The sequence below is a fragment of the Halopseudomonas phragmitis genome (genome assembly GCF_002056295.1).
GTDB lineage: Bacteria > Pseudomonadota > Gammaproteobacteria > Pseudomonadales > Pseudomonadaceae > Halopseudomonas > Halopseudomonas phragmitis.
The window spans coordinates 3,390,140-3,413,201 of record NZ_CP020100.1 but is presented as its reverse complement, the minus strand read 5'-3'; the positions used below and the strand labels follow the sequence as shown (position 1 = coordinate 3,413,201).

Annotated in this window: 17 protein-coding genes; 14 read left to right on the top strand and 3 right to left on the bottom strand. The window is 60.3% G+C overall.

All coding sequences use genetic code 11. The features are described from left to right. The first annotated feature begins 65 nt into the window (after positions 1-65). The gene (brnQ, locus tag BVH74_RS15760; protein ID WP_080051027.1) at positions 66-1,391 is read left to right on the top strand and encodes a branched-chain amino acid transport system II carrier protein; all 1,326 of its coding nucleotides are present in this window, start codon (positions 66-68) and stop codon (positions 1,389-1,391) included. 106 nt (positions 1,392-1,497) lie between these two features. Next, a complete protein-coding gene (locus tag BVH74_RS15755; protein WP_080051026.1) occupies positions 1,498-2,244 on the top strand; it encodes a DUF599 domain-containing protein in 747 nt (248 codons plus the stop codon). A gap of 80 nt (positions 2,245-2,324) precedes the next feature. Here BVH74_RS15755 and BVH74_RS15750 read toward each other — a convergent pair whose 3' ends face one another. Further along, on the bottom strand, positions 2,325-2,657 hold the full coding sequence (locus tag BVH74_RS15750; protein WP_080051025.1) for a hypothetical protein: 333 nt from the start codon (positions 2,655-2,657) through the stop codon (positions 2,325-2,327). Between the two features lie 155 nt (positions 2,658-2,812). Between BVH74_RS15750 and BVH74_RS15745 the strand changes: the two genes are divergently transcribed. From BVH74_RS15745 to BVH74_RS15690, 12 genes are all read left to right on the top strand, one after another. After that, a complete protein-coding gene (locus tag BVH74_RS15745) occupies positions 2,813-3,280 on the top strand; it encodes a PaaI family thioesterase (protein WP_080051762.1) in 468 nt (155 codons plus the stop codon). Then, positions 3,277-3,723, top strand: a complete 447-nt coding sequence (locus BVH74_RS15740; RefSeq protein WP_080051024.1) for a PaaI family thioesterase — start codon at positions 3,277-3,279, stop codon at positions 3,721-3,723. The genes BVH74_RS15745 and BVH74_RS15740 overlap by 4 nt, the downstream gene beginning before the upstream one ends. 9 nt (positions 3,724-3,732) lie before the next feature. After that, positions 3,733-4,716, top strand: a complete 984-nt coding sequence (locus BVH74_RS15735) for a hypothetical protein (protein WP_080051023.1) — start codon at positions 3,733-3,735, stop codon at positions 4,714-4,716. 87 nt (positions 4,717-4,803) lie between these two features. Continuing rightward, complete coding sequence (gene htpG / locus BVH74_RS15730) at positions 4,804-6,705, top strand: molecular chaperone HtpG (RefSeq protein ID WP_080051022.1); 1,902 nt, start codon at positions 4,804-4,806, stop codon at positions 6,703-6,705. 207 nt (positions 6,706-6,912) lie between these two features. After that, a complete protein-coding gene (locus BVH74_RS15725) occupies positions 6,913-7,686 on the top strand; it encodes an SDR family oxidoreductase (protein WP_080051021.1) in 774 nt (257 codons plus the stop codon). Between the two features lie 87 nt (positions 7,687-7,773). Then, positions 7,774-8,727, top strand: a complete 954-nt coding sequence (locus BVH74_RS15720; RefSeq protein WP_080051020.1) for a LysR family transcriptional regulator — start codon at positions 7,774-7,776, stop codon at positions 8,725-8,727. A gap of 410 nt (positions 8,728-9,137) precedes the next feature. Beyond that, positions 9,138-10,397, top strand: coding sequence for an FAD-dependent oxidoreductase (locus BVH74_RS15715; RefSeq protein WP_080051019.1), 1,260 nt, complete (start codon positions 9,138-9,140; stop codon positions 10,395-10,397). Positions 10,398-10,520: 123 nt separating this feature from the next. Continuing rightward, positions 10,521-11,258, top strand: a complete 738-nt coding sequence (locus tag BVH74_RS15710; RefSeq protein WP_231705529.1) for a dienelactone hydrolase family protein — start codon at positions 10,521-10,523, stop codon at positions 11,256-11,258. Positions 11,259-11,511: 253 nt separating this feature from the next. Next, the gene (locus BVH74_RS15705; RefSeq protein WP_165443810.1) at positions 11,512-12,540 is read left to right on the top strand and encodes an efflux RND transporter periplasmic adaptor subunit; all 1,029 of its coding nucleotides are present in this window, start codon (positions 11,512-11,514) and stop codon (positions 12,538-12,540) included. A gap of 10 nt (positions 12,541-12,550) precedes the next feature. Beyond that, the gene (locus BVH74_RS15700) at positions 12,551-15,658 is read left to right on the top strand and encodes an efflux RND transporter permease subunit (RefSeq protein ID WP_080051016.1); all 3,108 of its coding nucleotides are present in this window, start codon (positions 12,551-12,553) and stop codon (positions 15,656-15,658) included. A 253-nt stretch (positions 15,659-15,911) separates the two neighbouring features. Further along, on the top strand, positions 15,912-17,267 hold the full coding sequence (locus BVH74_RS15695) for a hypothetical protein (RefSeq protein WP_080051015.1): 1,356 nt from the start codon (positions 15,912-15,914) through the stop codon (positions 17,265-17,267). 77 nt (positions 17,268-17,344) lie between these two features. Further along, entirely contained in the window at positions 17,345-19,129 is a 1,785-nt protein-coding gene (locus BVH74_RS15690) for an ABCB family ABC transporter ATP-binding protein/permease (protein ID WP_080051761.1), read from the top strand. Between the two features lie 184 nt (positions 19,130-19,313). On the opposite strand, the gene cobA is transcribed toward BVH74_RS15690, so the two are convergent. Both cobA and BVH74_RS15680 read right to left on the bottom strand, forming a co-directional pair. Then, on the bottom strand, positions 19,314-20,090 hold the full coding sequence (gene cobA / locus BVH74_RS15685; RefSeq protein ID WP_080051014.1) for a uroporphyrinogen-III C-methyltransferase: 777 nt from the start codon (positions 20,088-20,090) through the stop codon (positions 19,314-19,316). Positions 20,091-20,093: 3 nt separating this feature from the next. Continuing rightward, a complete protein-coding gene (locus BVH74_RS15680; protein WP_080051013.1) occupies positions 20,094-22,799 on the bottom strand; it encodes a nitrate reductase in 2,706 nt (901 codons plus the stop codon). Between the last annotated feature and the right edge of the window lie 263 nt (positions 22,800-23,062).

The window sequence follows — 23,062 nt, the reverse complement described above, 5'->3', positions numbered from 1 at the left end:
ATCCTTTTATCCTGCAATCTGGAGTAAGCGCGAGACAAGCGGCAGGATGCCCTCGCACGATTGTTATGACTACACTTAAACCGTTAGATTTGCTGGCCTTGGGGTTCATGACCTTTGCCCTGTTCCTGGGTGCCGGTAACGTAATTTTCCCGCCAAGCGCCGGTCTGGCCGCTGGCGATCAAATGGGCCTGACCTCGTTGGGATTTCTGCTCACGGCAGTGGGGCTGCCGTTGTTGACTGTAGTGGCGTTGGCCCGGGTCGGTGGTGGGCTGGATACCTTGACGGCTCCGCTGGGACGTACCGCCGGCCTGGCGCTGGCGGTGCTGGTCTACCTGGCCATTGGTCCACTGTTTGCCACGCCGCGTACGGCCGTAGTGTCCTATGAAATGGGTGTCGCGCCCTTCACAGGCAGCGACTGGAAGGCCTTGCTGATCTATACCCTGGTCTACTTCCTTCTAGTGGTCGGGCTGGCGCTCAATCCCGGACGACTGATTGATCGGGTGGGCAAGTTCATTACTCCGCTATTGCTGCTGTGCCTGATTGTGCTCGGCTGCGCCGCACTGCTGATGCCCGCAGGGGAGCAGAGCCTGGCCTCTGGCGCCTATCGCAGCAGCCCGATGATTCAGGGCTTCCTGCAGGGTTATCTGACCATGGATACGCTGGGTGCTCTGGTTTACGGCATCGTGATTACTACGGCGATTCGTGATCGGGCGGTTAGCAATGAGGCTCTGGTTACCCGTTATACCGTCATTGCCGGTGTGGTGGCGGCCATCGGTCTGTCACTGGTGTACCTGGCTCTGTTCCACCTGGGCTCGACCAGCGGCAGTCTGGTGACCGAAGGTGCTAATGGCGGACAGATCCTGGCCGCTTACGTGCAGTACCGGTTCGGCACCTTTGGCAGTCTGCTGTTGGCGCTGGTCATCATCCTGGCCTGTATGACCACTGCTGTGGGTCTGCTGACGGCCTGTGGTGAGTTCTTCAGTCGCTGGTTGCCGGTCAGTTACGCTTCCGTGGTCTGGGTATTTGCGCTGTTCAGCCTGGGGGTGGCCAATCAGGGCCTGGACAACCTGATCCAGGTGTCGGTGCCGGTGCTGGTGGGGCTTTACCCGCTGGCGATTGTGCTGGTGTGTCTGGGCCTGCTTTGTGGCAACTGGGCGCGTCCGGGCAATATCATGCGTCCGGTGATGCTGGTTACTCTGGTGTTTGGTGTAGTGGACGGGCTCAAGGCCGCCGGGCTGATTACTTCGGCGGGCTGGCTGGATCGTTTGCCGCTGGCTCAGGATGGGCTGGGTTGGCTGGTGCCTGTGCTGGTTGCCCTGGTGCTGGCTATACTGGCGGAGCAGTTGCGGCATGGGCATTTGAGAGTTCCGGTCGCCTCTGCGGACTCCTGATGCTGCCGATCAGACTGTCGGCCTGATCTTGCAATATGTGCCAGGCGGCGCTCAGGCGTCGTCTGATCATCAGGTTCCGGCCAACAGCGTACTCTAAGGAGAAGGAATGCCCGTATTACCCGCAGCTGATGATGTTCTGCTCAATCTGATCGCCTTTCTGTGGTTCCTGTTCTGCTGGGTAGGCTATACCTTCTACGCGCATTACAAGGGCCGTGATACCGCCTGCCTGGCCAGTGTGCTGCACCTTTACCGCAAGGATTGGATGACTCGGTTGCTGATGCGTGAGCAGCGGATAGCTGATGCCAGCGTGATCGGCAACCTGGAGCGCAATACTGCGTTCTTTGCCTCCAGCACCTTGCTGATCCTGGCAGGTCTGATCACGGTGCTGGGTGCGACCGACCGAGCCCAGAACCTGCTTCAAGAGTTGCCATTCGTGGCTCAGGTCAGCCGCGAAATCTCAGAAATGAAGTTGCTGGTACTGTTGGCAATCTTCGTCTATGCGTTCTTTACCTTTTCCTGGGGTATGCGCCAATACAACTTTGCCTCGGTGCTGCTGGGGTCGGCACCGTTGCTGGGGGAGAAGAGTGTCAATGAAAGCGAGCGGCGGGCCTATGCCGAGCGGGCGGCAAGAGTGCTGTCGATGGCTGGCAACGAGTTCAACCTGGGCTTGCGCTCGTATTACTTTGCCTTGGCGACACTGAGCTGGTTCATCAACCCCTGGCTCTATATGCTGATTACCACCGGGGTCGTTGCGGTGCTCTATCGGCGCGAGTTTCATTCCGATGTGCTCAAGGTGATGATGTTCACCCCGACGTTGTTCAGCGACGGTGCAGTGCAAGAGAAGAGCGAGTGAATTTTGCCGGGAGAGACTGGATGGCTGATCCAGTGGAGGGCGGTACCCGGCCGAAGCCGGGTACCTGGAGCCGATAGTTATTACTCTTCCATAGCGTCCTCGTAGGCTTCTTTGGCCTGGTCACGTTTTTCCTTGAGATACTCGGCACTGCTGTCGTAAGCATCGCCAATAGCTTCGCCGGCTTCATCCATGTTCTCGTGGATTCTCTCGCCAGTGGTGGGCTCATGGCCCATCAGTTCTTCGGCTTGCTGCTCGATGGCTTCGCCGGTGCTTTCCGCCGCTTCACCGAGGTTGTCCATCGCTTCGGATACCGATTCGCGAGCATCTTCGACCTTGTCTTCCGGCTCACTCTGACAGGCTGCCAGAAGTCCAAGGCTGGCCATCAGAACGGCGGTTGCGCAAAGCTTTTTCATCGAATTCTCCTAGTTACTTGATCCTGCAAGTTAGTCATGCGCTGCGCAGAAGAGTTCCTTAGCGCTTCATCAGAATAGCCGAAATCTGGAGTATCGGGCACGATCTGGTTAATATGCTGGGCCGATTTGCGGTTATTTTCAGGTCAAGCGTTGCCATGAGTTCGATACAAGAACGCGCGCACAATTTTTTATCCGTGTTGCGCCACTGCCAGACATTGGGTATGACGGTCGAGCAGGCCGATGAACAGGGGCTGGTACTGAAACTGCCCTACAGCGAAGGAATCATTGGCAACCCGGTGACGGGCATGGTCCATGGTGGCGCGATAACCACCTTGATGGACACCTGTTGTGGGATTTCCACGGTGTGCTATCTGCCCGAGTTCGAAATCTGTCCGACCCTGGACCTGCGCATCGACTACATGCACCCGGCAGAACCGGGCAAGCCGATCTATGGGTTTGCCGAGTGTTATCGTGTGACATCGACGGTGATCTTTACCCGTGGTGTGGCCTACCAGGACAGTCGTGATCAACCGATTGCCCATGTGGTCGGCACCTTCATGCGCATGGGCAAGCCCGGTAAACAGGGGCAACTGACCAAGGCCATCGATGGAGAGCAGGCATGAGTCTGGACGCGGCACGAATCGAGACTTTGGTGCGCGAGGCTCATACCTCCGGCGATTATGCACCCTTGGTAGAGGTCATCCCCTATGCGCGGATGATCGGCTTGCAGGTCAAGCGCCTGGGTGAGGAGGTGGTCTTCCAGTTGCCCAGCAGCAAGGACAATATTGGTAACCCGGTGTTGCCGGCGTTGCATGGCGGGGTGATTGCCGGGTTTATGGAACAGGCGGCGATGCTGCACCTGATGATTTTCATGAACAGCCCGACGTTTCCCAAGATCATCGACTTTTCAATTGACTATCTGCGGGCTGGACTCTACCGCGATACCTACGCCACCTGTCAGGTCTGGCGGCAGGGGCGGCGGGTCGGCAATGTCGCGATAACTGCCTGGCAGACTCGTTCCAACGAGCCCATCGCCACGGCGCGAGCCCACTTCAAGCTGGACTGAGTAACTGACATGGATGCGCTGCTGATTCTCACCGGTATAGTTCTGACCCTGGTTGCCTGGGTGTGGCTGGCGAGTCTGGCCTGGCGACAATCGGTCGGTGTTTTTGTGCTGGCTCTGCTGCTGCCCTGGCTGACGTTGTTTCTGCGTGGTTTCAAGCTGCTGCCCCGGTTGCTGTTGGTGATGGGGCTAGTGGCTGCCGGCTCGGGCCTGTACCTGTTGCAGCGCGACCAGCCCGAGCGTTTTGCCGCTTTGATCAGTGGGCAGTGGATGGCAACGCCCGAGGCCAGTGTCCAGGGCCAGATGCTGGGTCAGGTTTTCAATCCGGAGCGGGTGTACTGGCAGGGGCAGACGCTGATTTTTGAGGAGCGCTCCGGGGAGCGTCTGCGCCGGGCTCTCAGCCTTGAGTTCAGTCAGGTGCCGATGCTGCTGGAGGACTCGCTGATTGAACGGTTGCCGGGCGATCAGGGTGGCTGGCCGGAACTGGTCCTGCAATGGCATGCCGGTGCTCTGGAGGCCCCAGGGCTGCGCCGGATCGCCGATGAATACAGCCTGAGCCTGCAGTTCATTCCTGACCCGGGGCAGCAGTCGGCGCAGGTGCGTATCCACTTGCATTTGCCGGTATCACATGCGACCTGGTTGAACGGTGAGGCGACTCTTGTGCCTGTGCCGGACTGGCTACGCCAACTGGGCCAGAAGGCGCGTCAGCCAGCGCCGGAACCAGCCACGACCGAACTCGCTCAGCCAGCGCGCCAGGCGATGGCGGATCGTTCGTGGCAACCCTTCAGCGTCCTCGGGCTGGTCGATGAGCCTGACCCCTTTCTGGGGCAGCCACTGCGCCTGACTACCTGGAGTGGACGGGTCTATGAGGGCCGTTTGCGTGAGGTCAGTGAGTCGCGCCGACTGGTATTGGCGCTGCCTCAAGGACCCAATCAGGTCGATCTGCATTTCCATCCGCTTGATGTTCGTAGTCTCGAGGTGTTGTCCAGCCCTTGAAAAGTCATCAGTCACGCCCCATCTACTAGGTCATTCCAATAGCGGCAATAGCCCCTACATTTGACCTTGAGTGGAGAACTTGACGCCATGACCGTGGACGCCCATAAGGAAACGCTTGGATTTCAGACCGAGGTGAAGCAACTGCTGCACCTGATGATCCATTCGATGTACTCGAACAAGGAGATCTTTCTCCGCGAGTTGATTTCCAACGCCTCGGATGCCTCGGACAAACTGCGTTTCGAAGCCATCGCCAAGCCGGAACTGCTCGAAAACGAGCCGAACCTGCGCATTCGCATCAGTGGAGACGAAGCTGCCAAGACCCTGACCATCGAAGATAACGGTATCGGCATGTCGCGCGCTGAGGTGATCGAGAATCTCGGTACCATTGCCAAATCCGGTACCGCCGCGTTCATGCAGCAACTGACCGGTGACCAGAAAAAGGATTCACACCTGATCGGCCAGTTCGGGGTCGGTTTCTACAGCGCCTTTATCGTTGCCGACAAGGTTGAAGTGTTCACCCGCCGCGCCGGCCTCAAGGCCGAAGAGGGGGTGCGCTGGGAGTCGAGCGGTGAGGGGGAGTTTACCATCGAGACCGTCGACAAGCCCGAGCGTGGTACCCGCATTGTGCTGCACCTTAAGGCGGCCGAGAGTGAGTTCGCCGATGGCTGGCGCCTGCGCAGCATCATCAAGAAGTACTCCGACCACATCTCCTTGCCGATCGAGCTGCCGAAGCAGCATTTTGGCGAAGAGGCCGATAAGCCTGCCGAGACCGAGTGGGAAAGCGTCAACCGTGCCAGCGCCCTGTGGACCCGCCCGCGTACTGAGGTCAAGGATGAGGAGTACCAGGAGTTCTACAAGCACGTTGCCCACGACTTCGAGAACCCGTTGAGCTGGAGTCACAACAAGGTCGAAGGCAAACTGGAATACACCAGCCTGCTGTATGTGCCGGGTCGGGCACCGTTCGATCTGTATCAGCGTGAGGCTCCACGCGGGCTTAAGCTGTACGTGCAGCGGGTGTTCATTATGGATGACGCCGAGCAGTTCCTGCCGCTGTACCTGCGCTTTATCAAGGGTGTGGTCGACTCCAACGATCTGTCGCTCAACGTCTCGCGCGAGATCCTGCAGAAGGATCCGGCGATCGACAGCATGAAGTCGGCACTGACCAAACGCGTGCTGGATATGCTGGAGAAGCTGGCCAAGAACGAGCCGGAGAAATACGCAGAGTTCTGGAAGGCCTTCGGCAGTGTGATGAAAGAGGGCCCGGCCGAAGACTTCGCTAACCGCGAGAAGATTGCCGGCTTGCTGCGCTTTGCTTCCACCGCCAACAACGATGACAGTGAAAGTGTGAGTCTGGATACCTACCTTGAGCGCATGAGCGAGGGCCAGGACAAGATCTACTACTTGACCGGCGAGCGCTACAGCCAGGTCAAGAACAGCCCGCACCTGGAGATCTTCCGCAAGAAGAACATCGAGGTACTGCTGCTGACCGACCGTATCGACGAGTGGCTGATGAGCCACCTGAGCGAATACCAGGGCAAGCAGTTCGTCGATATTGCCCGCGGCGACCTCGATCTTGGCAAGCTCGAAGAGGAAGACAAGCAGGCCCAGGAAGAGGTAGCCAAGGCCAAGGAAGATCTGCTCAAGCGCATCAAGGGTGTGCTGGGCGAGGAAGTCGACGCGGTCAAGGTCTCGCACCGTCTGACTGACTCGCCTGCGGTACTGGTGATCAACGAGGACGGCATGGGTCTGCAGATGCGCAAGATCCTTGAGGCCACCGGCCAGAAAGCGCCGGAGAGCAAGCCGATCCTTGAGGTCAATCCGACCCATCCGCTGCTGGAGAAACTCGATGCCGAGCAGGACGAGGAGCGTTTCGCCGACCTGACCCGGATTCTGTTCGATCAGGCCGCACTGGCCGCTGGTGAAGCGCTGCAGGATCCGGGCAGCTATGTGCGCCGGCTCAACGCACTGCTGGTAGAGCTCAGCAAGTAAGCCCTGAGCCCTGCTCACAACAAGCCCCCTGACGCTGCTGCACAGGGGGCTTTCGTCATTTATGATTCATGAATTGCATGTTTTGTTTGCCAAAATACCCCTGATTAGGCTGTTTTTCTGGATGATCCATCCAGTCACAGGCAGTTTATTGCCTGGCTGATTGCCGCCTAAGCTGAACTCTCCGTTGACTCGTGAAGGAGATTTCTCATGGCAGACCATTCCATCCAAGACAAAGTTGTTCTCATCGCCGGTGGTGCCAAGAACCTCGGCGGTCTGATCGCCCGGGATTTGGCCGCACAGGGCGCCAAGGCTGTTGCGATCCACTACAACAGCGCTGCGTCCAAAGCCGATGCCGACGCGACCGTCGCCGCAATCCAGGCCAGCGGCGCGCAGGCCGTGGCCCTGCAGGCTGATCTGACGACGGCCGGTGCTATCGAGAAGCTGTTCGCCGATGCCATTGCTGCCGTTGGCAAGCCAGACATCGCCATCAACACTGTTGGTAAGGTGCTCAAGAAACCGTTGGTCGAGATCAGCGAAGCTGAGTACGACGAGATGGCGGCAGTCAATTCCAAGACCGCCTTCTTTTTCCTAAAAGAGGCGGGCAAGAACCTCAACGACAATGGCAAAGTCTGCACCGTGGTGACGTCGCTGCTAGGTGCTTTTACTCCGTTCTATGCTGCCTATGCTGGCGCCAAGGCGCCGGTCGAGCACTACACTCGTGCGGCCGCCAAGGAGTTCGGTGCTCGCGGTATCTCGGTGACAGCGGTCGGTCCTGGTCCGATGGATACGCCGTTCTTTTACCCGGCCGAGGGGGCGGACGCGGTGGCTTATCACAAGACTGCTGCTGCGCTGTCGCCGTTCAGCAAGACCGGCCTGACCGAAATTGAGGATGTAGTTCCTTTCATCCGGCACCTGGTCAGCGATGGCTGGTGGATTACCGGGCAGACCATCCTCATCAACGGTGGCTACACTACGAAGTAGGCATGCTGGCACCCGTACAGGCGGCCTGATCGGAGTGTGCTGCGAGGCTTGGCGGGCTAACCTCCAGATGATCGACAGGGCAGAGGCATGGACAGGTTCGAGCAGTATCGAGTATTTGCTCAGGTTGCTGAAATGGGCAGCTTCATCAAGGCGGCCAACGCCCTGGAGGTGCCGCGTGCGTCGGTGTCTGCGGCCGTCCAGCAGTTGGAGGCACAACTGGGCGTGCGCCTGTTGCACCGGACGACGCGCCAGGTACGATTGACACCCGATGGTGAGCGGTTGCTGGATCGTGTGCGTCCTTTGTTGGTTGAAGTGGAAGACATCGAGCAGTTGTTCCGAACCGGCCAGCGCGAGGCTGCTGGCCGGCTCATCATCGATGCTCCCAGCCGTATCGCCCGACGTTTGATTGCGCCGGCGCTACCAGATCTGCTGCGCCGCTATCCCCGGCTGCAATTGACCCTGAGCTCGACCGACCGCGTCATCGATCTGGTACAGGAAGGTGTGGACTGCGCAATACGCGTTGGTTCGTTGCATGAGAGCAGTCTCGTGGTACGACCGCTGGGTCACATCACCTTGATCAATTGTGCGAGTCCGAGCTATCTGCGCGAGCATGGAGAACCGAATCAGCCAGCCGAGTTGCTCGACGGGCATTGGGCTGTGGGCTATGCCTCGCCGAAGTCAGGCAGGGAGCTGCCCTGGGAGTTCCAGTCCGATGATGGTAGCGAGCAACTGCTCGACGTGCCCAGTCGGGTAGTCGTTAACAATGCTGAAAACTACATTGCCTGCTGTCTGGCAGGGTTGGGGTTGATTCAAATCCCACGTTTTGATATCCAGAACCTGCTGGACTCAGGCCAGTTGGTGGAGGTCATGCCGACCCACCGTGCGGCTTCGATGCCAGTGTCCTTGCTCTACCCACACCGCCGCCAGCGTTCGCGGCGGTTGGCTGTCTTCCATGAGTGGTTCGAGGCGTTGATACAGCCACATCTAGATATCCGTAACGGTCTTGAGCGCGAGCAACGCAAAGGGCTCGCACTGCCGTAAATACCAGTTGATTGCTCCATCGCATTCGTTGCATTTGTTAGCCGCTGAATTTGCAGCCCTTGTGAGCGCACTGGGCTGTGGTCAGAGCAAACGAGAGACTGGCTACAGCAATCCGCCGCAGACATCAATCGCTAGGGTCTGTTGACGTTTCATCGCAACCGCGCCGGCGCCTGTTTTTGCGCGAGGCAAGGCGCGAGATGCGAGGTTTGGTGGGCCAAATAAGCATTGAGCAACGCAGCATCGCGCAAAAACAGGCCCGGCCCTTCGGGTTGCGCGTAAAATGTCGCCATGCGTTGTTGTGGGACTTGGCAAGGGAGCGACCATTACCTGCGTCCCACGCCTAGCCTGGCGACATTTTTCGCAGCAACGTGGTTTGCGATGAAACGTCAACAGACCCTAGGGAGGGCAGGATGTCACATCATCATTTCGCCATTGTTGGCTGTGGAACCGCTGGGCTAAGCGCAGGGATCATGCTGGTCCGGTTGGGGCATCGGGTAACGCTGTTTGAGCGTTTCGCTCAGCCGCAGGCCCGGGGGGCCGGGCTGCTGATTCAGCCATCGGGCATCGAGGTGCTGGACCGCATGCAGATGTTGCCGGCGGTGGCCGGCCGGGCCACTCGGATCGAGGCGCTGGATGGCCGCCGTCGTGATGGGCTGCGGGTAATGGATGTTCGCTACAGCGATCTGGGCAGTGGCGCCTACGGCTTGGGTGTGCATCGTGGCAATCTGTTGGCGGTGCTGCATGCCGAGGCTCTGGCAACCGGCGTGGAGATTGAACTGGAGGCTGAGGTGGAGAGTTTCGGCGATCCGGGCGCACGCCAGCTGCAGCTTGAGCTGGCCGATGGCCGGCGCCTTGGCGGCTTCGATGGCCTGATCATTGCCAATGGCACCCAGTCACGCCTGCGTGCCCAGCTGGCGGTGAAGCAGCAGATACGGCCATACCCCTGGGGCGCTCTTTGGCATATCAGCCCATCGCCGTTTGACCAGCCTGCAGCCTTGTTGCAGCGCTATGACGCTGCCAGGATCATGGTCGGGCTGATGCCCAGTGGGTTGCAACCAGGTACTGAACAGCCCTGCCGCAGTTTTTTCTGGAGCCTCAAGGTATCCGATTATCCGGCCTGGCAGGCCACGGACCTGAACGTCTGGAAGCAGCAAGTGATTGATTGCTGGCCGGATACCGGGACTGCGTTGGCGCATATCGAAACCCACGAGCAGTTGCCGATGGCGATGTATGCCGATGTGCGCATGCGCCAATGGCATCAGGGGCGGGTGGTGGTGATTGGTGACGCCGCGCACGGCATGAGTCCGCAGTTGGGGCAGGGTGCCAATCTGGCTCTGGTCGATGGCTGGGAACTAGCCGCTGCGGTTCAGCGTGAGTCCGGGCTGGCCGAGGCTTTCGCCCGTTACAGTGCAGTGCGCCGACGTCACTTGCGTTTCTACCAACTGGCCAGCCGCATGCTGACTCCGTTGTTTCAGTCGGACCGAGCCGGTTATGCGGTATGGCGTGACGCCTGTTTTCGTCTGGCCAATCAGTTGCCTCTCTCCCGGCGTGAAGCATTGCGTACCGTTGCCGGGCTCAAGACCGGCTTGCTGTTTGACCGCCAACTGGCCCTGAGCAACCTGACGCTGAACGGCGCGGAGCTGGCTGCTACGGGCGTGCAAGCGGCATGAGCCGAGCGCCCATGCCGGTGTGGTACTGCTGCTAAGCTTGATGCACTGTAAATGAACCGATGGATAAAGGGGAAAAGCATGAAAAGGATAGTGTCCACCTTGCTGATGGCGGGAGTAACGGGAATGACGCAGGCTGCAATGGTTGTTGAACGGGTCGACTATGAGATTGACGGCGAGGCCTATCAGGGCATGTTGGTGTATGACGATGCGGTCAGTGAGCGGCGGCCAGGCATCCTGATGGTACCCAACTGGATGGGTGTGACCGAGAATGCGGCAAAGAAAGCCTATCGTGCCGGCGGCTCTGAGTATGTGGTGTTCGTGGCGGACATGTACGGCAAGGATATTCGCCCGCAGAACACCGACGAGGCGGGCAAGGCTGCCAGCTTCGTGCGCTCGGACCGGGCGCTGATGCGCCAGCGGGTCAATGCCGCGCTGGAGGTGTTCAAGGATCAAGCCGATGAAGTTGGGCTGGATGCCGAACGACTGGCGGCCATTGGCTTCTGTTTCGGCGGTGGGACGGTGCTGGAGCTGGCTCGCTCGGGTACCTCGATTGGCGCTGTAGTGTCCTTCCATGGCAATCTCGATACGCCCAATGTGGCCGATGCCAAGGCGATCAAGGCACCCGTGCTGGTGTTGCATGGCGCCGATGATCCCTATGTGCCGACCGAACAGGTGCTGGCTTTCGAGGCTGAGATGCGTGAGGCTGGCGTGGACTGGCAACTGGTCAGCTATGGCGGCGCGGTTCACTCGTTTACCGACCCGACCGCTAATGTGCCTGGGCAGGCGCAGTACCATGAAAAGGTTGCCACCAGGGCGTTCAATGCCATGCACCAGTTCTTTGCCGAGACCCTTGGCAATTGACTGGTTGCGCCCACTGGCCGCCGCGTTGGCGCAGGTGGGCGCAGGGTTCCATTACGCTGAACGCGTCGTTCAGACGGGCTGTCACATCCTGTAGGAATTAGCCGTATGCAAAAGCCGGCCGCAGCGTCATCATTGAGCGACTATCGGGTCACGTATAATTCGCGGCTTTCTGCCAAAGCGTAAGTAGGAATCAAACATGTTTAGGATGGTACGAGTCAGGCGCTGGGCCGCCGGTTGGCTCTTGGGATGCTGTATGGTTTTGCCGGCTCTGGCGCAACAACCGATGCAGGTCATCGTAGCCGCCGTCGAACAGCGCGAGATCGCCAATGAAATCGAGGCGCTCGGCACGCTGCAGGCTAACGAAACCGCAGTGGTCACCGCCAACATGACCGAAACCATCTCCCGTATTCACTTTACCGACGGCCAGCGGCTCAAGGCTGGCGATATTCTGGTCGAGTTGACCAACCGTGAACAACTCGCTCAGCTCGAAGAAGCCCGGGTGGCGTTCAATGATGCCGAGCGGCAACTGCAACGGGCCCAACAACTGGTCGAGCGGCGGTTTGTCTCCGATCAGGAACTGGATGACCGGCGCCGTGAGCGCGAACTGGCCCAAGCTCGTCTCAGGGCTGTTGAGGCACGCCTGGCCGATCGCCTGATCCGGGCTCCGTTCGACAGCGTGGTGGGGCTGCGTCAGGTCAGTGTCGGCAGTCTGCTGACCCCCGGGACGCCGGTGGCAACCCTGCATGACGACAGTGTCATGAAACTCGATTTCAGTGTGCCGGAAACCCGCCTGGCTTCGATTCGTCCGGGGCTGGCGATCACTGCCAGTAGTGCAGCCTTCGCTGGTCGGCTGTTCGAGGGCGAGATCAGTGGTGTGGACAATGAAGTCGACCCGGTGACCCGGTCGATCCGGGTGCGGGCGCTGATTCCCAACCCCGATGGCCTGCTGCGCCCGGGGATGCTAATGACGGTGCGGATTGCCAGCGCCCCGCGTGAGGCCCTGGTGATTCCCGAGGAAGCTCTGGTGCCGGTCGGGCGGCGTCAGTTCGTCATGTTGTTGAGCGAGCGAGACGGGGGCTGGGTAGCCGAGCGGCGCCAGATCAACATCGGCGAGCGTTATCCAGGTCTGGTCGAAGTGACCTCTGGGCTGCAATTGGGCGAACAGGTGATCAGTCACGGCGGCTTCCGGGTCCAGCCGGGGCAGAGGGTCGTGATCAAGGCGGTACTGGAGCCGGGCGCACCCTTGGCTGAGGCGCTGTCCAACAACCCTGTAGTCAACTGAGGACGCGCCGATGATTCTTTCGGATACGGCAGTCGTTCGGCCGGTCTTCGCCACGGTACTGGCTTTGTTGCTGGTAATCTTTGGCCTGGTTGCCTTCAGTATGCTGCCGTTGCGCGAATACCCCGACATCGACCCGCCGGTGGTCAATATCGACACCACCTATGTCGGCGCCGCCGCCAGCGTGATCGACTCGCAAATCACTCAGGTGATTGAGGAGCGGATCGCCGGGGTTGAGGGTATCGAATATATCGAGTCGCGCAGCGAAGACAGTCGTTCGATCATTACCGTGCGGTTTTCGATCAACAAGGACGTCAACGAAGCGGCCAACGATATCCGTGACCGGGTTTCCGGGCTGCTGCGTTCACTGCCCGATGAGGCCGACCCACCCCAGGTCCGCAAGCTGGATGCCAACCAGGACGTGATCGTCTGGTGGAACCTGGCCAGTGACCGGATGACCCTGCCGGAGCTGACCGATTACGCTGAGCGCTATCTGGTTGACCGGTTTTCCACTCTAGATGGGGTAGGCCAGGTGCGTGTTGGTGGCGCCCAGCGTTATGCCATGCGGGTCTGGCTCGACCGTGAGGCGCTGGCAGCGCGTAATCTGACCGTAGCGGATGTCGAGAATGCACTGCGGGCCGAGAACGTTGAACTGCCGGCCGGCAGTATCGAGTCGCTGAACCGTTTGTTTACCGTACGGGTAGCACGCAGTTTCACCTTGCCTGAAGAGTTCGCCCGGCTGGTGATTGCCCGGGGCGATGACAACTATCTGGTGCGTCTGGGTGATGTGGCCAGGGTCGAGCGGGGCACCGAAGAAGAGCGCAATCTGTTCCGTGGCAATGGCGTGCCCATGGTCGGTATTGGCCTGGAGCGGCAGTCCACCGCCAACACCCTGGATGTGTCCAGGGCAGCTCGTGAGCTGGTTGAAGCGCTGAATCCGACCCTGCCGGAGGGCATGCAGATTCTGCCCAGTTTCGATAGCTCGGTGTTTATCGAGGGCGCGATCAAAGAGGTCTACAGTACCCTGTTGATCGCGCTGGTACTGGTGGTGCTGGCGATCTTCCTGTTTCTTGGCAGTCCGCGGGCGATTCTGGTGCCTGCGGTGACCCTGCCGGTTTCGATTACTGCAACCTTCATCGGCCTGTTGCTATTTGGCTTTACCGTCAACCTGCTGACCCTGCTGGCGCTGGTATTGGCGATCGGTCTGGTGGTGGATGATGCCATCATTGTGCTCGAGAACATTCGCCGGCGTATCGATGAAGAGGGAGAAACGCCTCTGGTGGCGGCTTTCTACGGAGCCCGGCAGGTGGCCTTTGCGGTGGTCTCGACCACCCTGGTGCTGGTGGCGGTGTTCGTCCCCATCGCTTTTTTGCAGGGTGATGTCGGTCGGCTGTTCTCCGAGTTTGCCCTGACCATGGCTGCAGCCGTGGCCTTCTCCAGTTTCGTGGCGCTGACCTTGTCGGCAATGCTGGCATCCAAGGTGCTCAAGGCGCATGACGAAGATAACTGGCTGAGCCGCTGGGTTGAGCGGGTACTGTTGCTGTCCCGGGGTATTTACGCTAAGGCTCTGCGTTTCGTCTTGCGTTTCCGTTGGGCGGCGTTGCTGGTGTTCCTGTTGATGTTTGCTGGCACTGGCTGGCTGTTCAACAAGCTGCCCAGTGAGTACACCCCGCGTGAGGACCGTGGTTCTCTGTTCGTCATGGTTAATGGCCCGGAAGGCGCCTCCTATGACTACATGCTTGAGTACATGGATGAAATCGAAAAACGCCTGATGGATCTGGTCGACGCTGGTGAGATCAGTCGCTTGCTGGTGCGTGCGCCACGGGCCTTTGGCGCGGTGACCACCTTCAATACCGGGATTGCCGTGGTAGTGCTGGAGGATTGGGGGCAGCGCCGCAGTGGTTGGGAAATCATGGCGGACATTCAGGCGCGCCTGAGCGATCTGCCCGGGGTCCGGGCCTTCCCGGTCATGCGCCAGGGCTTTGCCAGCGGTCAACAGCAGCCATTCCGGCTGGTGATTGGCGGGGCGGGCAGCTACGACGAACTGGCCGAGTGGCGCGATATCCTGCTGAGCAAGATCGCTGAGGACAATCCAGGGCTGACCAATATCGATTCCGACTACAAGGAAACCCAGCCACAGCTGGAGGTGCAGATCGATTATGACCGGGCTGCCGATCTGGGGGTCAATATCAGTACTATTGGCCGGACCCTGGAAACCATGCTGGGTTCGCGGCGGGTGACTACCTACATTGATGAAGGCGAGGAATACGATGTCATCCTCGAAGGTGAGCGCGAGACCCAGCGCCGGGCGGCCAGCATGGAAAATATCTATGTGCGCTCGGCCAGTAGCGGGCAGCTGATTCCATTGTCGAACCTGGTCAGTCTGGAAGAATATGCCGGCTCGACCACCCTGAACCGTTACAACCGCAATCGGGCGATCACCATTGATGCCTCGCTGGCCGATGGCGTGGCCCTGGGCACCGCCCTGGATCATGTCGAGCGCCTGGCCCGTGAGCACCTGCCGGAAAACCTGGTGATCGACTACAAGGGCCAATCACTGGACCTGCGTAATGCCAGTGGCTCACTGCTGTTCGTGTTTGTGCTGGGCCTGATCGTGGTATTTCTGGTGCTGGCGGCTCAGTTCGAAAGCTTTATTCACCCGTTGGTGATCATGTTTGGTGTACCCCTGGCGGTGGGCGGAGCCCTGGTCGGGCTGTGGCTGACCGGCAACACCCTGAACCTCTACAGCCAAATCGGCCTGGTGATGCTGATTGGTCTGGCGGCCAAGAACGGTATCCTGATCGTCGAGTTCGCCAACCAGTTGCGTGATGCCGGCAAGCCCTTCGAGCAGGCTTTGATCGAGGCCAGCACTCTGCGTCTGCGGCCGATCCTGATGACCGGGGTAACCACGGTGGCAGGCTCGATTCCCTTGGTGCTGGCGTTCGGTCCGGGCGCGGAAACCCGCCAGGTCATTGGCATCGTGGTGGTGTCCGGAGTCAGCGTGTCGATGTTCCTGACCCTGTTTGTGATCCCGGTACTGTATAGCCTGATGGCGCGAGGGACTGGCTCACCGGATGCGGTGCGTCATCGCCTGGACAGTGAGCAGCAAGCCAGCGCCTGAAACAGTCGGAAATGATCTATTCATCAGCGTGATAATTCGGGTGCGGCCTGGGCGTGGGCGCTGTCAGGCCCGCAGACCCGGCTCCAGCCCGCGTCACTGGGCGCTTCCGACGCTGGCTGGGGCCCATAAGGCGTAACCCGCATGGTTGGCGGGGTGCATGTACTTTTTTGCCGCGCTGGGCATAATGACTGCTGCCTGAGTTGCACTGCGGCCAGGCCACACAATAAGTCCAATAAGAACCACGGAGTCAGCTATGTCTCAACCCGAATTGCCTGGATGGCGCTGGGGGCCGTTCACTTTCCGTTTGCCGTTCTACCACACGCGGTTCTACTGGCAGGAGGCCCTGCAGGGGTTCTTCGTGGCCGCCGCTACCGGCCTGGCCCTGATCCCGATCATGACCGGTGCCTTCGGCCTGAGCTTCGAAGAAGCCGTGGCCGTTTCCATGCTGCACTCCATTCTGATCGGCTCCGCGCTGATCTTCTTTGGCGAACCCTATGCTCCTGGCTGGATCACCCCGGCGTTGCCGCTGGTGCTGACCTTCGTGTTGACCGGATACGAAGACCCGGCCTCGCGGTTCCAGGTGATGACCGCGCTATCACTGAACTTTGCCGTACTGTTGGTGTTGTTGGGGATAACCGGGCTGGGCAAGAAACTGGTGCTCTGGCTGCCAGACACGCTCAAGGCCGGGATCATCCTCGGCGCCGCGATTGCTGCGGTGCAGCGGGTGTTTGTCGGTGACGGTTCGCAGCCGGCGTTGCTCTCGCATCAACCGGTAAGCATCATGCTGGCTTGCGCGGTGTGCCTGATCTTCTCCTTTTCGCTGCCGATGCAGAAGCTCAAGGAGAGGCACAAACTGGTCGCACTGATTGCGGCACTAGGTCTGTTGCCGGGCTTTTTCATTGCAGCGGTAGTTGGGCCGATGGTCGGCGAGATCAGTTACAACATCCAGTGGGGCATCTTGATTCCGCCGGTGGGTGACGCCTTCGCCAAGATGTCGCCCTTCGCTATTGGCTGGCCGAGCTGGGATATGTATATCAAGGCCATACCGCTGGCGATCATCACCTACGTGATCCTGTTCGGCGATATCGTCACCGGCAACGAAGTGATCCGCGACGGCCTGAGCAAGCGTCACGACGAGCATGTCGACATCAATCCGACCCGGACCCACCTGTCGGTCGGTATCCGCAACGCATTGCTGGGGCTGTTCGCGCCGTTCTTCCCGACCCAGGGCGCGATGTGGACTGGGGTGCAGGTGATCATCGTGCAGCGCTGGGCTCAGGGTAAACAGGCCATGAACAGCCTGCACAGCGGACTGATTTCCTATTACCTGATGGGGATTCCGCTGCTGTTCTTCCTCAAGCCGCTGCTCACCGGGCTGCAACCACTGCTGTATGTGGCGCTGGCGCTGACCCTGATGCTGACCGCCTTCGCCTGTGCCTATGTGGCCATGTCTATTCCACGCAACAACACCGCGCGGGGTACGGTACTGGTGATTGGCGCCGGGCTGGCGTTCTTCGATCCCTGGACCGGTCTGGGGTTGGGGGTCCTGGCCACGCTGCTGATGGTCGGCTGGGATCGTAACCCGGACCCGATTCCGCACGAGGACTGAGACAATCGTGGGCTTGACCATCATCGATGGCAAGCCCACACTCTGTCGGCTTCTTCAGCCTTGGCCCTCAGCCCAACATGCGTCCTCACTCCGATAATCAGTACGCCAACGCTCCGGTCAACTGGCGGATCATCACCAGCCTGATTCCCTATCTCAACGAATTTCGTGGCCGAGTATTACTGGCCATGGCCTTTCTGTTCGTGGCCAAGCTTGCCGGGGTAGCGGTGCCCTGGGTGCTCAAGCTGATCGTCGAGCATTTCGAATCGGTCACTGAGGCCCTGATCCTGGTGCCAGTAGCCTTGCTTGCAGCCTACGGCCTTCTGCGTTTTTCCTCGGTGTTTTTCTCCGAACTGCGTGATGCGGTATTCGCCCGGGTTGCCGAGCGGGCCATGCGGCGTATCTCACTCAGGGTTTTCGAGCATCTGCACCGGCTGGATCTGGGTTTTCACCTGGCACGACGTACCGGTGGTCTGGCCCGTGATATCGAGCGCGGGACCAGTGGCATCAGCTTTCTGCTGCGCTTCATGGTCTTCAATATCCTGCCAACCCTGCTGGAAATTGGCCTGATTGCAGTGATCCTGCTGGTCAATTTCAGTCCGGTGTATGCGCTGACCGTGCTGGGCTCGGTGATTCTGTACGGGACGTTTTCAATCTGGTGCACTGAGTGGCGCAACCGCTTCGTGCGTGAAAGCAACAAGATGGACAACCGCTCCAATACCCGTGCGGTAGACAGCCTGCTCAATTACGAGACGGTCAAGTATTTCGGCAATGAGCGGTTTGAAGCCCAGGAGTACGACCGCCATCTGGCTGGATGGGAAGCGGCACGGATGAAGAACCGCCTGTCGCTGGCGGCCTTGAACTCCGGCCAGGCGCTGATCATCGCTGGTTCGGTGACCCTGATGATGGTATTGGCGGCCAACCAGGTGGCAGCTGGCAGCATGAGCCTGGGTGAGCTGGTAATGATCAACGCCTACATGATCCAGCTGTTCATTCCGCTGAACTTTCTCGGCTTCATCTACCGTGAGATTCGTGAGGCGCTGACCAATATCGAACGTCTGTTCGGCCTGCTCGAACAGCCGGTCAAGGTCGCTGACAAGCCCGGCGCGCCGGCTCTGAAAGTGCAGGGCGGGGCGGTGAGCTTCGAGGCGGTCGGCTATGCTTATGAGCCGCAGCGACCGATTCTAAAGGGTGTCAGCCTGGAGATTCCCGCCGGGCACACCCTGGCGATTGTTGGCCCCAGTGGTGCGGGCAAATCAACCTTGGCCCGGCTACTGTTTCGCTTCTACGATGTCAGCGCCGGAGCCATCCGCATCGATGGCCAGGATCTGCGCGAGGTCACCCAGGACAGTCTGCGCCGGGCCATCGGCGTGGTACCGCAGGATACCGTGCTGTTCAACGACAGCATCGGCTACAACGTCGCCTACGGCTGCCCCGGGGCCAGTGAGGACGATATCTGGCGGGTGCTGCGTGCGGCCCAATTGGAAGACTTCGTCAAGCGCCTGCCCGAGGGGCTGAACACCCAGGTCGGTGAGCGCGGGTTGAAATTATCCGGGGGTGAGAAGCAGCGGATCGCCATTGCCCGGGTGCTGCTCAAGGATCCGCCGATTCTGATCCTTGATGAAGCCACCTCGTCACTGGACACCCATGCCGAGCGGCTGATTCTCGATGCGCTCAACGCCGTAGCCCGCAAGCGCACTACCCTGGCGATTGCCCACAGGCTGTCGACCATCGTTCATGCCGAACGGATTCTGGTGCTGGATCAGGGGCGCGTAGTGGAGCAGGGGACCCACACTGAACTGCTGGCAACCGGCGGCGCCTACGCCCGGCTATGGGCCGACCAGCAGCGCGAGCGTTTGGAGTAGGACGTTAAGGAAACACTGATTAAGTCAGGTTTTAGTGTCGGCCTGGTTGTCGTTGAGCTGTTCTGGACACGCCGTGAACCCATCCCTGGGGGCTCGTAGATGCCATCCCTGGCATCTAACGGTCCAGAACAGCTCAACGACAACCAGGCTGCCGGGCCTGCGTGCAATTAATCAGTGTTTCCACTCAGGCACTTGCCTGTTCGGCAAGCTGCGGCAGCAGCGCCTTGGCTTCGGCCACTACCTCACCAATCACCAGCACGGCCGGGCTTTGCAGTTTGAACGCGCGGGCCTGCTGGCACAACTGATCCAGCCGGCACTGATATTGGCGCTGGTCGGCCAGGCTGGCACGCTCGATCATGGCCACCGGGGTGCTGGCGGGCAGGCCGCCTTCCAGCAAGCCTTGCTGGATCTGCTGCAAGCGGGCCACGCCCATATACACCACCAGAGTGGTGCCACCCTGAGCCAGACCCTGCCAGTTCAGCTCGCTGTCATCCTGAGTGTGGGCTGTCACCAGCGTCACACCCCGGCTGACGCCGCGCAGTGTCAGTGGAATGCCGCATTGAGTAGCCCCGGCCAGCCCAGCGGTAATGCCGTTGATGATCTCGGCCTTGAGCCCGCGCTCGGCCAGCCACTGGGCTTCTTCGCCAGCGCGGCCGAAGATGCATGGATCACCGCCCTTGAGCCGCACCAGACGCTTGCCCTGACGACCGTAGCGCAGCATCAGCCGATTGATGAACGCCTGCGGCGTCGAACGACAGCCGCCGCGCTTGCCAACCCGGATGATCCGCGCTTGCGGACAGTGCTCGAGAATCGCCGGGTTGACCAGATCATCGACCATCACCACCTCGGCCTGAGCCAGTACCCGCACCGCCTTGAGGGTAATCAGCTCCGGGTCGCCGGGGCCAGCGCCGACCAGCCAGATATTCACAGTGTCGGGGTTGTTCGGGGTTAGTGCGTGCATTGTTCAAGCCTCCACAAAATTCGCTCGCCGACCGATCAGTCGCTTGACTTCCGGCACGCAGGAGCCGCACTGGGTGCCGCAACCCAGTTCGGCCTTGAGACCGTCCAGATCCAGGCCGCGGGCAATGCCGGCTTCGATCTGGCTCTGGCTGACGTTCATGCAGTTACACAGGGTCTTGTCGCTACTGACCGCTGCTCCACCGGGCGGACTGCTGAGCGGGGCGAGGAACCAGCGACGCAGGTCGGCATCGGCCTCACCACTGGTCCAGACATTGCGCAGCCAGTCGCGGGCGGCGGTTTCGCCGGTCAGACGAATCGCAGTGATGCGTCCGTCTTCAATCCGCACCCGCTTGCCCACTGCCCGACGCGGGTCGTCATAGACCAGTACCGGGCCGTCATCCAAGCCGAGCAGGGCATCGACCTTGGCCAGCCAGGCAGCATCGGCAGCCTCGGTATGCGCCACCCGCACCAGCAAGGCTGAGCGCTCGCGTCCGGTCAGGGCAAAGCTGGCGTACTCGAAGTCTTCACAGAGCGGACGCAAAGCAGCGAAGCGTTGCTGCACCTGATCCTCGACCAGAATGAACAGCTCCCAGGGCAGCTCCACCGGCTGCAGATTGATCGCCGCCTGCTTGAGTTCCGGCTGCTTGGACAGCGGATCGAATTCCGGCTGGGTCAGCACGTTGATGCCCAGCCCCTTGAGAAAACGGTTACCCCAATGCATCGGCATGAAAGCCTGGCCCGGACGCACCTGTTCATCGGCCTGAACCGGCAGCACCAGACTGCCGCGCCGGCTCTTGACCCGCACCAACTGCCCCTCGCTCAGCTTGCGGCTGCGCAGCTCATCGGGATGCAGGCTGATCAGCGCCTGCTCGACATGACCGAACAACTGCGCCGCCGTACCGGTGCGGCTCATGCCATGCCACTGATCGCGCAGGCGACCGGTATTGAGAAGCAGCGGGAAACGGGCCTCACGCTTCTCCTTGGGCGGCTGGAACTGCTCGGCGATAAAGCGCGCCCGGCCATCCGGAGTAGGGAAGCGGCCATCGGTATACAAACGCTCGGTGCCGCGCTCAGCGCCAGATGGAAACGGCCACTGCTGCGGGCCCAGTTCGTCAATCAAGGCATGACTCAGACCGCTGTAATCCAGATCGCGACCTGCCGTTAGACCCTTGTATTCATCGAACAGCTCGGCCGGGTTGGCAAACGCGAACAGGCTCGGTTGGCCCGGACGCAATTGTTTCTCCAGCCGCTGGGCCAGATCACAGACAATCGCCCAATCCGGCCGCGCCTCTCCGGGGGCCGGCACCGCCGGGCGCACATGACTGACCCGGCGCTCGGAATTGGTTACAGTGCCTTCCTTCTCACCCCAACTGGCCGCCGGTAGCAGCAAATCGGCATAGGCACAGGTCTCGGTAGTGGCAAAGGCCTCCTGCACCACCACAAACGGACAACCGGCCAATGCCTCATGCACCAGCGCCTGATTCGGCAGCGACTGCGCCGGATTGGTACAGGCAATCCACAGCGCCTTGATCTTGCCCGCCCGCACCGCCTCGAACAGCTCGATGGCCGAGAGTCCCGGGTTCAGCGGCATCCGCTCAACTCCCCAATAGGCCGCCACCTCACCCTGATGCTCAGCATTGGCAGCATCGCGGTGGCCCGGCAACAGATTGGCCAGACTACCAGTCTCACGCCCACCCATGGCATTGGGCTGGCCGGTCAGCGAGAACGGCCCGCTACCTGGCTTGCCGATCTGCCCGGTGGCCAGATGCAGATTGATCAAGGCACTGTTCTTGGCACTGCCTGAGCTTGACTGATTCAGCCCCATGCACCACAGCGACAGAAAGCTCGGTGCACTGCCGATCATCCGCGCCGCTTCCATCAGATCCTGCACGCGAATACCACACAACTCACTGACCAGCGCCGGCGTGTAATCTCGTACCAGCGACTTCAACTGATCAAAACCTTCGGTATGCGCATCGATAAAACGCCGATCAACCCAGCCTTCCCACAGCAGGATATGCAGAATCCCGTGAAACAGCGCCACATCGGTCCCTGGCTGTACCGCCAGGTGCAGATCGGCGATCTCACAGGTATCGGTCCGCCGGGGATCAACCACAATAATGCGTTTGTCGGGATTGGCCGCCTTGGCCGCTTCCAGGCGGCGGAACAATACAGGATGGGCAAAGGCCATATTGCTGCCAGCGATCAACAGACAATCACTGGTCTCGATATCCTCGTAAGAGCAGGGCGGTGCATCCGCCCCCAGACTGCGCTTGTAACCCACCACCGCACTGGACATGCACAGCCGTGAATTGCTGTCGATATTGTTGGTACCGACCAGGGCCCGTGCCAGCTTGTTAAAGGCATAGTAATCCTCGGTCAACAACTGCCCGGAAATGTAGAACGCCACACTGTCCGGGCCATGCTCGGCAATCGCCTGACCGAATACCTGGGCCGCATGACCCATCGCGGTTTCCCAGTCGGTACGACTGCGGGCCAGCCCCTTGCCCAGGCGCAGCTCGGGAAACAACGCCCGCGCCGCCAGATCCCCGGTCTGATGCAGGGTCGAACCCTTGCTGCACAGCCGCCCGAGGTTGGCCGGATGCTGCGGATCACCGCTGACCCCGAGAATGCGCTCGTTGTCATGCTCGATCAGCACCCCGCAGCCGACGCCGCAGTAGCAGCAGGTGGAAGCTGTAGTCTTGGTCATCTGTAGAAATCCGAGTCTGATCGTGGGAGCACTGATTGACTGCGCAAGTCTTGGCAGCGCTGTTGCCGGTCGGCTGAGCTGGACCGTCGATGCCCAGGGATGGGCATCGCCGAGCGCACAGGGGTGAGGCAAGCGATTGCGAAGCACTGCTTCGCGCGCAGCCGAACGCTTGTCGATCTGTGATCGCAGGCAGGCCCCGGAGGGTGCTTGTAGCGTGTCCAGCTCAGCCGACCGGCAATGGCGCCAGCGTCGAAACTCGAATC